Origin of the sequence: Shewanella mangrovi (genome assembly GCF_000753795.1) — a bacterium.
In the GTDB taxonomy this organism is placed as follows: Bacteria; Pseudomonadota; Gammaproteobacteria; order Enterobacterales; family Shewanellaceae; genus Shewanella; species Shewanella mangrovi.
The window spans coordinates 17,503-30,806 of the sequence record NZ_JPEO01000003.1; the positions used below are offsets into that span (position 1 = coordinate 17,503).

The 13,304-nt window shown below is 46.3% G+C and carries 9 protein-coding genes; 4 read left to right on the forward strand and 5 right to left on the reverse strand.

Annotation, left to right across the window (positions count from 1 at the left end; all coding sequences use genetic code 11):
- Window positions 1-254: 254 nt before the first annotated feature.
- Together HR45_RS05250 and HR45_RS05255 are read right to left on the reverse strand one after the other, a co-directional pair.
- Window positions 255-2,711: an ABC transporter permease gene (locus tag HR45_RS05250; RefSeq protein ID WP_037440485.1), complete on the reverse strand. Its 2,457-nt coding sequence runs from the start codon at window positions 2,709-2,711 to the stop codon at window positions 255-257.
- Window positions 2,711-3,406 carry an ABC transporter ATP-binding protein gene (locus tag HR45_RS05255; protein ID WP_037440487.1) on the reverse strand — a complete coding sequence of 232 codons (696 nt, stop codon included), beginning with the start codon at window positions 3,404-3,406 and terminating at the stop codon, window positions 2,711-2,713. Before HR45_RS05255 ends, HR45_RS05250 begins: the two co-directional genes overlap by 1 nt.
- Between HR45_RS05255 and HR45_RS05260 the strand changes: the two genes are divergently transcribed.
- Complete coding sequence (locus HR45_RS05260) at window positions 3,390-4,031, forward strand: arylesterase (protein WP_052074533.1); 642 nt, start codon at window positions 3,390-3,392, stop codon at window positions 4,029-4,031. The genes HR45_RS05255 and HR45_RS05260 overlap by 17 nt on opposite strands.
- On the opposite strand, the gene HR45_RS05265 is transcribed toward HR45_RS05260, so the two are convergent.
- Entirely contained in the window at window positions 4,026-4,529 is a 504-nt protein-coding gene (locus tag HR45_RS05265; RefSeq protein ID WP_037440489.1) for a GNAT family N-acetyltransferase, read from the reverse strand. The genes HR45_RS05260 and HR45_RS05265 overlap by 6 nt on opposite strands.
- Before the next feature lie 147 nt (window positions 4,530-4,676).
- Here HR45_RS05265 and HR45_RS05270 point away from each other — a divergent pair, with 147 nt between their 5' ends.
- The gene (locus tag HR45_RS05270; protein ID WP_037440491.1) at window positions 4,677-5,735 is read left to right on the forward strand and encodes a DUF3083 family protein; all 1,059 of its coding nucleotides are present in this window, start codon (window positions 4,677-4,679) and stop codon (window positions 5,733-5,735) included.
- 54 nt (window positions 5,736-5,789) lie between these two features.
- Here the strand turns inward: HR45_RS05270 and sohB are convergent, their stop codons facing one another.
- The gene (gene sohB, locus HR45_RS05275; RefSeq protein WP_037440493.1) at window positions 5,790-6,803 is read right to left on the reverse strand and encodes a protease SohB; all 1,014 of its coding nucleotides are present in this window, start codon (window positions 6,801-6,803) and stop codon (window positions 5,790-5,792) included.
- 205 nt (window positions 6,804-7,008) lie between these two features.
- Here sohB and ycaO point away from each other — a divergent pair, with 205 nt between their 5' ends.
- Window positions 7,009-8,772, forward strand: coding sequence for a 30S ribosomal protein S12 methylthiotransferase accessory factor YcaO (gene ycaO / locus HR45_RS05280; RefSeq protein ID WP_037440495.1), 1,764 nt, complete (start codon window positions 7,009-7,011; stop codon window positions 8,770-8,772).
- A gap of 356 nt (window positions 8,773-9,128) precedes the next feature.
- Here ycaO and focA read toward each other — a convergent pair whose 3' ends face one another.
- The gene (gene focA, locus HR45_RS05285) at window positions 9,129-10,025 is read right to left on the reverse strand and encodes a formate transporter FocA (RefSeq protein WP_052074534.1); all 897 of its coding nucleotides are present in this window, start codon (window positions 10,023-10,025) and stop codon (window positions 9,129-9,131) included.
- Between the two features lie 993 nt (window positions 10,026-11,018).
- Here focA and pflB point away from each other — a divergent pair.
- A complete protein-coding gene (gene pflB / locus HR45_RS05290) occupies window positions 11,019-13,301 on the forward strand; it encodes a formate C-acetyltransferase (protein WP_037440497.1) in 2,283 nt (760 codons plus the stop codon).
- Window positions 13,302-13,304: the final 3 nt, after the last annotated feature.

Below are 13,304 nucleotides of genomic sequence, written 5' to 3' on the forward strand. Positions count from 1 at the left end.
GAGAATCACTATGCTGAATTCAATCAAAAAAGCGCTGGGTATTGCTAAACCACAACGTAAAAAAGCTAAACTGCCACAAGGCTTAGTTCAACTTGAGGTTGTTAATGCTAAAGGTTGGTGGAACTAATTGGACAAATCCAATTAAGAATATCAAAAAGGGAGCTCAGGCTCCCTTTTATTTTATATGTAACAGTCAAAATTACGGCATATATTTACCGCAAGGCAATGCCTCTACGGCTAATTATTACCCATAATTAAACTTCTAATTTCAGTAAGTCGCCACAGGATTTTCTTAATAATCCCGCACAACGCCATAAACCTAGACAGGCGACTAATATAGCACCGCTCAGAGGGGCTAACCACCACCATAGAAAATGCGCTGACACCTGTAATTCAAACACTCTCGTTTTTAATATCCACAACGCAAACTCAGACACCGTAACGGCAAGTACACCGGATACGGCCCCTAAAATGGCAAATTCCAACGTTGTCGACCAACGCAATAAGCTGCCTGAAGCGCCGAAGGTGCGTAACACCGCTAGTTCCTTTTGGCGGCTAGCCATGCCAGCTTCGGTTTGCGCAATCATTACCAGAGAACTCGCAAGGACGACCATCACCAGCACTAAGGTCAACGCTAACGATACCTGAGCAACAATTCCACGAAGCTGAACGATCATTGCCCCAACATCAATAATAGATACTGTAGGAAACTGTTTGATTAAGTCGAGAATTACTCCCGCTTGCTCAGGTTCCAGATGAAAGCTAGCCATGGAGGTATACATAAACGGTGCTAACGCTTCTTTTGAAAAAATCATAAAGAAGTTAGGCTGTAACGTTTCCCATTGAACTGCACGAATACTAGCAACTTCAACGTCAACTTTTTGGTTATCGATAATAAATGTGAGCTTATCACTTAAACCAATTCCCAATCGCTCTGCGACACCCGCCTCCACCGACACCTCGTTTGCTCGTTCATTAAAGTGCCCCGACATAATTTTATTATTTGGTGGCAGTGTTTCACGCCAGGTGAGATTGAGTTCGCGCGAAATACCGATACGCCCCCGCTCCCCCTGTCTCTGCTGTTCAGGTGTAATCACTTCCTCACCATTAATTGCACTTAACCGCCCGCGAATGACCGGATAGACGTCCGTCATTTCTATTCGATGTGACTGAATAAATGCTTCGAGCGGTGCAACTTCTTCGGGCGCAATATTTACCAGAAAGTAATTTGGCGCATTCTCAGGTAGCTGCTGTTGCCATTCATTTAGGAGATCTTGCCTTAAGGCCAAAATAGTCAGCAGCAATACCAATGCACTGGAAAATCCGACTAACTGTACCGAGTTTTGTCTGGCTCGACGGCGTAATCCAGCTAATGCTAATGCGACCGGGCTCGAGGTTTTCATGCCGACGCTACGTCCTGCACTTACCAGAAGATAACCCATTAATGCCAACAACAGTCCTAATAGCACCACACTAGCAACGACCGTCAAAGTCAGAGTGAGTGAACGCGAATAGAGCCATCCAAGCACCGCCATAGCCAACAAACTCAGTAACGGATGAAGCCAATTACTAATCGATGATGACTCTAATTGGCGTTGCAACACTCGTAATGGCGGTACAGACAGCAGTTTCAATAGCGGAAATGCAGAAAACATCAAAGCACTAATGAATCCGGTAGCGATACCTAACAACACCGGACGCCAGATTGGCGCATCGTATGCTGCAATTTCTGCGGGTAGAGCAGGCGTTATTGCCATATCAAGCAAAAAGCCGCCGAAAAGCCCTAGCACGACGCCAACGCAGGTAACTAACAGTAAGTGCATGCCAAATAACCAGCGAATTTGCTTAGCAGAAGCACCAAAGGTTTTAAGCATGGCAACAACATCATAATGACGCTGACAATATCGCTGTGCCGCAATGCCGATAGCCGCACAGGCAAGCGCAATCCCAAGTAAACTCGCCAGCAGTAAAAAACGCTCAGCCCTTTTAACAGCCGAAGCGACTGGCGAATTTCCGGATTGAATATCAACCCAGCGTTGCGAGCTGGTCAGTTTAGGTTTGGCATATTCCTCAAACGCTTCGAGCGCACTGGAGTCCCCGGCGAATTGATACAGATAAGTCACCCGGCTTCCGGGCTGAACCACGCCAGTCGCAGGCACATCATCTAGACGCATCAGTACCACGGGCGACGAGGCAAAAAGATTAAAACCACCATCCGGTAGCCGTAAAATTTCTGCAGACATGGCTAACTGGCTATTGCCCAACTCAACCGACGGCGGATGATTCAGCAATCCTGCCAGCCGACTTTCATACCAGAGCTGATGATGTAAAGGCGTTTTATTGGGCTGTGGAGCAGACAACTCGACAGTCCCTTTAAGCGGGTAGTTATCATCAACAGCACGCACCGTCACCAGTTGAAACGCATCGCCCGCATAGACCATAGAGTTAAATTGCAAACTCCGCGACAGTGATAAACCAAGTTCCTCGCTCTCTGCCAGAATGGCTTCATCTAACGGTTGCGGTGAGTTAATAATTCGGTCAGCAGCGATAAATTTTGACGCTTGACCATTAATCGCGACCTGCAGTCGTTCGCTCACGCGCGCGAGCCCGGTGACTGATAACACGGCTAACATCAGTGCTAAAATAATCAGCACTAACTGTCCTTGCTTGAGTTCACGGTTAAAAAGCCGCCAAGCTAACTGCCATTCCATTAGCCCGCCTCCTGCTCCGTTGCAATTTCAAACAACTTACCATCTTGCATTTCAAGCTGGCGCCGACACCGCTTTGCCAAGGTCAAATCATGCGTCACTAACACCAATGTGGTCGAGCTTTCCCGATTCATGGCAAACAACATATCCGCTACACGATCAGCATTGTGCTTATCCAAATTACCTGTGGGTTCATCAGCAAATAGTACTTTGGGTTCACAGATAAATGCCCTAGCGATGGCGACCCGCTGTTGCTCTCCACCAGAAAGTTGCTTGGGTAGATGACCGAGACGATGCTCCAGCCCTACCCTTTGTAGCATTTGCGTCGCTTTAGCTCGCGCATCTTTGATACCCGACAGCTCTGCAGGCAACATGACGTTCTCAAGCGCTGTCAGGGTATCAACCAACATAAATGACTGAAAAATAAAACTGATTTTTTGCTTCCGCAACGCGGCCTTTTGCTCTTCGTCGAGGCCAACCAGCGAAACGCCGTCAAGACTAATCTCACCTTCCGTTGGAGAGTCCAATGCTGCTAATAAACCAAGTAACGTTGATTTCCCGGAACCGGAAGGCCCCAATATCGCCACACTTTCACCAGACTTGACTTCCATATTGATGCCTTTCAGGATAGTCAGCTCACCTTCTTGAGTCGTTACTGTTTTCACCAAATGGGAAACTTTTATGGCACTGTTGTTCAAGTTCGCTTCCTTATGTTGTCGTCCTGTGGCGCTGTTACCACTGTTAGTTATTCTGCTGACGGCGCCTGCGCAAGCTGCCACTTTACTCATAGTCGGAGACAGTCTAGGCGCCAGCTATGGCGTAAATGAAAAAGACGGTTGGGTTGAAGGGCTACGTAACGCTTTACCACAACACACGCTGATTAATGCGTCGGTCAGTGGCGAAACGTCTGGTGGCGGCTTACGTCGTCTGCCGTCACTACTAAGCTCTGCATCGCCCGATGTCGTATTGATTGAACTTGGTGGAAATGATGGGTTAAGGGGGTTTCCACCGCAACAGTTGAAAAACAATCTTACAAAAATGATAGCCTTAGCCAAACAGGCTGGTGCAAAAGTCATGTTGTCAGAAGTCATGGTACCGCCCAACTATGGCCCCCGCTATGAAAAAGCATTTACCTCTGTCTATCAACAACTCGCTGAAGATAAAAGCGTTACGCTTGTCCCCTTCTTTATGACCGTAATCGCCCCTCATCCAGAATTAATGCAACGTGACGGCATTCATCCCAATACTGTCGCACAGCCTAAAATTACCGCGTTTATGTTGCCCTTTATCAAACATGCCTTAGACGAGGTAAACAACTCATAACCACTTGTGGAATATATGCATTGATTGCCCCATGAGTTCACCCATGCCCATCAGTTTCATCTGTAATTTGTGGGCGAGGCGCTCAGAGCCGATGTTGCCGGGCATAATCAAAGCGATTACGTCTTTGATTTCGCCCTTTTTCAGTAAATGTTCTAACGTCGCATTTGCCGCTTCGTAACCAAAGCCACGCTGCCAATACTCTGGAAAGTATCGATAGCCTAACTCCACTTTATTAAATGAAGCTAAATATTTGGGCCCGCAAAACCCGATCACCTGACCATTAGTCTTTAACTCCACGGCCCAACGTCCAAAGCCGAACTGACGATAATCTTCGTAAATAACGTCTCGAAGCACCCGCTTTGCATCCTGCAAACTATTGCTTGGCGCGCCGGGAATAAAATTGAGAATGCGAGGATCACGGTTCAGCTCAAACAGACTCGCAGCGTCAGCGTCTTCAAATTCTCGTAAAATCAAACGTTCGGTTTCACAGACAACCACACCACCACCCTATATGAGAAAAATTGAGTAAAAATGCCGATTTGCATGAGAAAATATCGCGCAAAAAGCGTGACTTAATCTATATATCCGAATAAACGACAAGACTAAAATGTGCACAAACTTTCACCATCATTCTCAGGAAAGAGTATGTCACAGTCAAAATTGTATGTGCCACTGACCACACGTACGAACCAGTATATCAGCGCCGAGCTCAAATTAACCGACGAACTCTTAGTGCACTATCAAGATGTTGAGCAGTGTTATCAGCAAATTGCCGAGCAGTTCTTTAAGCTGACCGAAGTTCATCATTTGTTCAATGTCCACGTGATCGCCAACGATAAGCTGCCCATTGTGCGTTATCACACTGAAGCCTATTGTCTGCAAACTGCAGAGCAAATTTTGTTTTTCTACGACCCCGAACATCACGAAGCCCAAAATTTGTTTTATCAGGCTGACTATCGCGCGCGTAAGTTGCGTTTTCTGTTTCTTGCGACAGGTAACGACATTCGAGCCAATGCCGCGTCTTTCCACAAAAATGTCCGCATGGTAATAGACAAACTCAGCACACAACTGCCAGCTCAATCTCAACCATTTAAAGTACGTGACCACCAACAGATGTCATACGACCTGTTTGCTGCGGCTAAACGCAGCACCGAGACTTATGGCTACAAGTTGCGTAATATTTATAAGCGCTATAAATCACGTGGTTGCGAGTTGCCAGCAAACTATACCTCGACTGCCCATGTGAAAGTGACATTACCACTATCACGCCAATTGAAACAGCAACTTATGCTGCACGGACAAGATGATCAAGCCCTATATCGCTACCTAGAAGATCACTTTCTCAGCGCCATTAATCAACGTCATCTAACCCATGCAGCAATGGTGGCTAATGGCCTTACGCCATTAGTCCGTAACAGTAAGTTTGAACTCAAAGGACAAACCGCTGAAACTCAACATATCGGCTTTAATCCGAACGATAATGAAGCTGAATATCAGCGCTATTGGGACGGTGGAAAACGCCATGTAGAAGCTGTCGACTTTATTCTTGTCGCCACCACTCAGGACTACGCAGAACCTGGCTATTGCCGCTATATGAATCACGTTGAAGCAGCACTAAAAGACTTTGCTAAATCGATTGGTCTAGATCCGAAAAAGCAGGTAATGACAGTGGGTTTCTACCAACATATCAGCTATTTAATTTAACCTGCTGAAGCATAAAAAAGGCCAGCTGTTGCTGGCCTTTCTCAATATTGACGATTAAACCGCACGATTACGTGAAGTTAGCGTATCGATACATGCATGCAATAATACTGAAGCGCCATGACCGATTTTATCGGCCAATTTTTTCTTAATCTGATACTGCACTTTAAACACCTGCCGTTCATTAGCAAGTGACATCAACAGATCATCGCTGGTGCCAATTTGGTCGATCAAGCCTAAATCTAGCGCTTGCTGACCATACCAATGCTCGCCGGTTGCCACCTTATCAATCGCCAGCTCTGGTCGGTAGCGCCCCACAAAGTCTTTAAACAAGTGGTGCGTTTCTTCCAACTCTTCACGAAACTTTTCACGTCCTTCTTCGGTGTTTTCACCAAACATGGTAATGGTTCGTTTGAACTCACCAGCAGTGTGCTGTTCGTAATCGATGTCGTGTTTACGCAGTAAGCGATTAAAGTTAGGCAACTGGGCAACGACCCCGATCGAGCCAATAATGGCGAATGGTGCAGCTACGATTTTATTGGCGACACAAGCCATCATATAACCACCGCTGGCGGCCACTTTATCGACGCAAACCGTCAATGGAATATTGGCAGCACGAAAGCGTTCCAGTTGGCTCGCGGCCAAACCGTAACCATGCACCATACCACCGCCACTCTCTACATTAACGACCACTTCGTCATGGCTATTGGCAACCGCCAAAACGGCACTGATCTCTCGACGCAGCGACGCCACTTCGGCCGCTTCTATACCGCCTTTAAAATCCATCACGAACACTCGTGAGACATTATCATCGGTCTCTTTTGCCTTGGCTTTTTCAGCAGCTTTTTGCTGCTTTTCATACTGTTTAAACGCCTTTTTATCGAGCAATTCAGCATTTAAATGATGTTTCAGAGATGACAATTCATCAGACAGATCTGACAAATGTAACTCACCTTTTTCAGCTTTGGGTTTCACCGCCGAGCTCACCACGATCGCAACGACCACCGCAATCGCCACAACCAGCGTTACGGCTTTGGCAAGAAACAGCCCGTATTCGTATAAAAATTCCAATGTTTTTATCCTGTTACTTTAGGCAATAAGAAATTTAACCGGCAGCCATTCTAGCAACAGTTGCACTGGATAAAAAACCTATTTGTCGGCGTAGCTTAAGCACGAAGGTAAATCGCCATAACTCAGTCCAAAACGTTAGAGAATCGCCGTCAGTAAATGTGGTAACATGCCGCAAAATTTGATCCAGTTAACAATTTGGAACCTCATGAGCCGTACATTTATTCCGGGCAAAGATGAAGCCCTCGAAGTGTCCATCAACACCATGCAACAACGTTTGGTGAACTTAGGATTTGATATTGAAGAGGCCTCATGGCTGAACCCAGTACCCAATGTTTGGTCAGTGCACATTCGCGATAAAGCCTGCGGAGCTTGCTTCACCAACGGTAAAGGCGCCAGTAAAGATGCCGCATTAGCAAGTGCGTTGGGCGAATACTTTGAGCGTTTGGCGTGTAATTATTTCTTCGCTGACTTCTACATGGGCGAGCAAGTGGCTAACAGCGAATTTGTACACTATCCAAATGAAAAGTGGTTCCCAATTGCTGACGGTTGGTCAGCCGGTTTGATGGACGACTACCTGAAATCGCACTACGATCCAGAGCAAGATGTGGCCATGTCACAACTGATTGACGTGCAGTCATCGAATGAACAGCGCGGCGTATGTGCCCTGCCATTTGAACGTCAGTCTGACGGCGCGCAGGTTTACATTCCAATGAACATCATCGGCAACCTGTACGTGAGTAACGGCATGTCAGCCGGTAACACCAAAACCGAAGCTCGCACTCAAGCGCTGTCTGAGTGTTTTGAACGTTACGTCAAAAACCGCATCATTGCCGAATGTATTTCGCTGCCAGAAATTCCAGCAGAGGTAATGGCGCGCTATCCAAAAGTGGTTGAAGCGATTGCAAAATTGGAAGCGGAAGGTTTCCCAATCACTTGTTTCGATGCGTCACTAGGCGGTGAATACCCGGTCATTTGTGTGACTCTGTTTAACCCAGAAAATGGCGGTTGCTTTGCATCATTCGGCGCGCATCCACGTTTTGGTGTGGCATTAGAACGTACCGTGACTGAATTGCTGCAAGGTCGTGGACTGAAAGATCTGGATATTTTCCCAACTCCGTCATTCAACAATGATGAAGTGGCCGATCACACCAACATTGAAACCCACTTTATCGATTCATCAGGTTTGGTATCGTGGGATCTGTTCAAGCAAGACAGTGACTTCCCATTCGCAGATTGGGACTTTACCGGGTCAACGCAAGAGGAATTTAGCTTCCTGCTGGCAAAATTCCGTGAGTTAGGCGCTGATGTTTACATTGCGGATTATGAGCATTTAGAAACTTACGCTTGCCGCGTATTGGTACCGGGTTACTCAGAAATCTATCCAGCGGATGATCTGCATTTTGCCAATAACAACCGTGGTACTGCTTTGCGCCGTATGCTAGATCAATGGCTCAGCAACCAAGCGAACGCTGAATTGGCAGAAGAGATCCTGGCTGAAATCGACGCATTGAACGTTGATGAATTCCAACCGCTGGACCAACTGCTTGGCATTGCGGTAGATGCCACTAGCCCATGGGCGACGTTGCGCATCGGTGAACTGCGTTGTTTGTTGGCCTTGGCCATGGGCGAGCTGGAAGATGCGTTAGATTGGGCGCAGTGGACAGTAGATTTCAACGCATATGGCATTACCGCTGATCGGCAACCACGCTTACGCTTCTATCATGCTGTTTTGGCTGTACTCCAACTGCAGGAACAGGGATTGGAACTTGAACAGTATCTTCCTCAATTCAAGCGCATGTATACCACAGCGCATCTTGAAGCGGCGCTAACGCATATCAACCAACAAGCCTATGGCTACGATTTGCATCTGACGCATGGCATTTTAGGCTTCGCGAAGCATCAGTCGTTACTGCAAGCTTACGAGAAGCTACAACGCGCTAAAGCGGCACATACTCACTGGCCTAAATAAGCTGAGCATTACTGCAGCGCTGTAAAACAAAAATCCGATGACGTTTGTTCATCGGATTTTCTGTTTTAGCCGCCAAATACGACTACGACACTCACTCACCTTGAGCCAGTTCTCCGCTGACTTTGCTGGTGTCGTTACGCGATACAGAGTGCTTCATCTGCGTAGCTGTTCGACACATCATCCTGCGATAAATCAAGCTCGAATAAAGACGCCGCCAATCCCCTAAGTACACCGATGAGCACCATGCGGCTTTGAACGTCTTTTTATTAACAGACTGGGTGATCAGGATAAAACCACGCCCATAAAAAATGCCACCCACAAAGTGAGCGGCATTTATATTGAAGGCGATTAGAGCATTATTCGGCGGACGCAGAAAACGCTTGATGGACGTCTTCAGCATCTTGCTTTGGCGCTGCCATAGCATCCTGCGCACCAGATAATTTCTCGGTGCCCAATAACCCTAAGCCAACAAAGAAGGCACCACCGACGATATTCCCCAAGGTCACAGGAATCAAGTTGGCGGAAATCACGTGGCCGATGTTCAACGCTTCTAAGGTTTCAGCCGTGTAACCGTGAGCCAACAACACGTCTGCCGGTATCACGTCTTTAAAAACCAAACCAAGTGGCAACATAAACATGTTGGCGATACTGTGCTCAAAGCCAGTAGCAACAAACAAGGCCACTGGCATAATCATCAACAACGCCTTAGTGCCTGGCTGCTTAGCCATATACGCCAACCATACCCCCAAACACACCATGATGTTACATAGCATGCCGAGGAAAAACGCTTGGCTCCAGGTGTGGTGCAGTTTATGCAGCGCAATACCAATAACATTGATACCCCACTCACCGCCCGCCACTAAATTAAGCCCAGCACCAGATACCAATCCAACCAGTATCAACGCACCAATGGCATTACCAAAGTAGACTTCTGCCCAGCAAATCAAAGTGCGCGACACACTCACTCGGCCCTGGACACAGGCTACTGCTGATAGCACAGTACTGGTAAATAACTCCATACCAAACAATACAACCAGAATAAGCCCCAGACTAAACACTGTGCCGCCTAACAGATGGATGACACCCCAATGTGCTTCTTTTGTACCTGTGGTTACTGTGACATAAAAAACAAACGCTAAGCCGATAAAAAAGCCGGCGTACATAGATTGTGCAATTCGATGCAAAGAATTTTTATTAACTTTGCCTTCACCACTGTGGATGACGTTTTGCAAATGTTCAGAGAACTGCTTCATTTTCATTACCTCTTCAGAGCGTCAGCCGGTAACTGAGACATCCGTACAGTGTTCAAGAGCTCTTCTGCACTACCGGCATATATTCACTAAAACTACATTTGTACTGCAACATAATTGAAACATCTGATTTACATACAGAAATTGCAAAACTACATCACCGTCAGCGCTATATTTGGCGCTGACAGAGTTTGAAAATCAATTTTACAAATAAAAGATGTTAGCCAGATCCCACTTAACGCAACATTTTTGCTAGTGAACAAAGCGCACACAATTTACGTACAAATTTAATACCGCTAAAAATTGTATGAATATTCCAGTTGTGACAATTTAAAAACCTATTAAAAAAGTCAAAACCAATCGAAATTCCGGTCAACGATGCCGATTTTCTTGACCAAGGGTAATATTAGCCAATACAAAACTAATATCACAGTTCTGGTCAGCAATAGCCCCTAACATAGCGATAAAGCTAACTCATACGACCAGTTGGGTGAACCAATGTAAGTTGGCCTAATCGCTCGCAAAATCATCTTTTTGGATAAAATTTCAACATTTTCTTGCGTGAGTATCACTACTAGCAAAGCTAAAAGACAGTGAATTACACTAGACTAAATAGTAATCACCCCTGAAAAATCTAGTAATTTAACTACATAAAGAGACCCAAAATACGCGACATTTTGGGTAGACCAAGCTCTTAATTGCGCAAAAATTGCTACCCCAGTAACAAATTCAACATTAAGTAGTACTTATTGGGCGTTATTCAGTGTGGTACGAAAAAAGATTGTGTTAATATCTTTATGGACAATTGGTCTTACCAATTCTGATTGAAGTGTTTACCGAGGCATACAATCAGAATTATGCAGATTGAACGGCAATAATATCCTGGTCACATTAATCCATAGTACCGGGGTTTCTGCTAAATAAAGGGGTTAACGGCCCGTGGAATCAGACAGGCCCATAATCCCGCCCACTTTATCAACGAAAAGGTGAAGTAAGATGACCGAAACAACTGATCTGTTCCAAAAGGCATGGGAAGGGTTTGTTCCTGGTGACTGGAAATCCGAAGTAAACGTTCGTGACTTTATCCAGAATAACTACACTCCTTACGAGGGTGACGAAGCATTCTTAGCAGGTCCTACCGCAGCGACCATTACTTTGTGGGACAAAGTGATGGAAGGCATCAAGCTGGAAAACAGCACTCACGCGCCTGTCGACTTTGATACAGATAAAGTATCTACCATCGATTCTCATGACGCTGGCTACATTGAAAAAGATTTAGAAACTATCGTTGGTTTGCAAACTGAAGCACCACTGAAGCGTGCACTGTTGCCTAACGGTGGTATTCGTATGATTGAAGGTTCATGCAAAGCATACGACCGTCAATTAGACCCACAACTGAGCTACATCTACTCTGATCTGCGTAAAACTCACAACGCAGGTGTATTTGATGTTTATACCCCAGAAATTCTGGCCTGCCGTAAGTCTGGTGTTTTGACTGGTTTGCCAGATGCCTATGGCCGTGGTCGTATCATCGGTGATTACCGTCGTATCGCGCTGTACGGTATCGACTATCTGATGAAAGATAAATATGCGCAATTCGGTTCACTGCAAGCGCAATTGGAAGCAGGTGAAGATCTGCAAAACGTTATCCAATTACGTGAAGAAATTGCTGAGCAGCATCGTGCATTAGGTCAGATGAAAACCATGGCAGCTAAATATGGTTTAGACATCTCTGGCCCAGCAACTAACGCGAAAGAAGCCATTCAATGGACTTACTTCGGTTACCTCGCTGCAGTTAAGAGCCAAAACGGCGCTGCAATGTCTTTAGGCCGCACCTCTTCTTTCTTGGATGCTTACATCGAACGCGACCTGAAAAACGGCGTAATCACTGAAGAACAAGCGCAAGAGATGATTGACCATTTCGTCATGAAACTGCGTATGGTGCGTTTCCTGCGTACTCCTGAGTACGATGAGCTGTTCTCTGGCGATCCAATCTGGGCAACTGAATCTATCGGTGGTATGGGCTTAGATGGCCGTACGCTGGTAACTAAAAACAGCTTCCGCTTCCTGCACACTCTGTACAACATGGGCCCAAGCCCAGAGCCAAACATCACTGTACTGTGGTCAGAAGCATTGCCAGAAGGCTTTAAAAAGTACTGCGCTAAAGTGTCTATCGACACTAGTTCAATCCAGTACGAAAACGATGACTTGATGCGTCCTGATTTCGAATCAGACGACTATGGTATCGCTTGCTGCGTGAGCCCAATGATTATTGGTAAGCAAATGCAGTTCTTCGGCGCTCGTGCCAACTTGGCGAAAACTCTGCTGTATACAATCAACGGCGGTGTTGACGAAAAAATGAAGAAGCAGGTTGGTCCTAAACTGGGCGCAATCACTTCTGAAGTGTTGGACTACGATGAAGTCATCTCACGCTTAGACACTATGATGGGCTGGTTGGCTGACCAATACGTCACCGCACTGAACGTGATTCACTACATGCATGACAAGTACAGCTACGAAGCTGCACTGATGGCACTGCATGACCGTGATGTACGCCGTACTATGGCGTGTGGTATTGCCGGTCTGTCTATCGCAGCTGACTCACTGTCTGCCATCAAGTACGCCAAAGTGAAACCTGTGCGTGATGAAGACGGTATCGCAGTAGACTTCGAAATCGAAGGCGACTATCCAAAATTTGGTAACAACGATGCACGTGTTGACGAAATCGCTTGTGATTTGGTTGAACGCTTTATGGCCAAGATCCGCGATAAGAAAATGTATCGTAACGCCATTCCAACTCAGTCAATCCTGACCATCACCTCTAACGTTGTGTATGGTAAGAAGACGGGTAACACTCCAGACGGTCGTCGTGCAGGCGCACCATTTGCACCAGGTGCAAACCCAATGCACGGTCGTGATGAGAAAGGTGCAGTTGCATCTTTGACATCAGTCGCTAAACTGCCGTTTGCTCACGCTCAAGATGGTATCTCTTACACCTTCTCAATCGTGCCTAACGCACTGGGTAAAGATGATGGTGCTCGCCGCGGTAACTTGGCAGCCTTGATGGATGGTTACTTTGCTCACAAACCAGGCCATGAAGGCGGTCAGCACCTCAACGTGAACGTGATGAATCGTGAAATGTTGGAAGATGCGGTAGCTAACCCAGATAAATATCCGCAGTTAACTATCCGTGTATCTGGTTACGCAGTGCGCTTTAACTCACTGACCCCAGAACAACAACGGGATGTAATCACCCGTACTTTCACCAAGTCTATTTAATCC

Coding starts and splice junctions, on each gene's coding strand:
- HR45_RS05260 (WP_052074533.1), top strand. CDS start 3,390: ATGGCACTGTTGTTCAAGTTCGCTTCCTTATGTTGTCGTCCTGTGGCG.
- HR45_RS05270 (WP_037440491.1), top strand. CDS start 4,677: ATGTCACAGTCAAAATTGTATGTGCCACTGACCACACGTACGAACCAG.
- HR45_RS05250 (WP_037440485.1), bottom strand. CDS start 2,711: ATGGAATGGCAGTTAGCTTGGCGGCTTTTTAACCGTGAACTCAAGCAA.
- pflB (WP_037440497.1), top strand. CDS start 11,019: ATGACCGAAACAACTGATCTGTTCCAAAAGGCATGGGAAGGGTTTGTT.
- focA (WP_052074534.1), bottom strand. CDS start 10,025: ATGAAGCAGTTCTCTGAACATTTGCAAAACGTCATCCACAGTGGTGAA.
- ycaO (WP_037440495.1), top strand. CDS start 7,009: ATGAGCCGTACATTTATTCCGGGCAAAGATGAAGCCCTCGAAGTGTCC.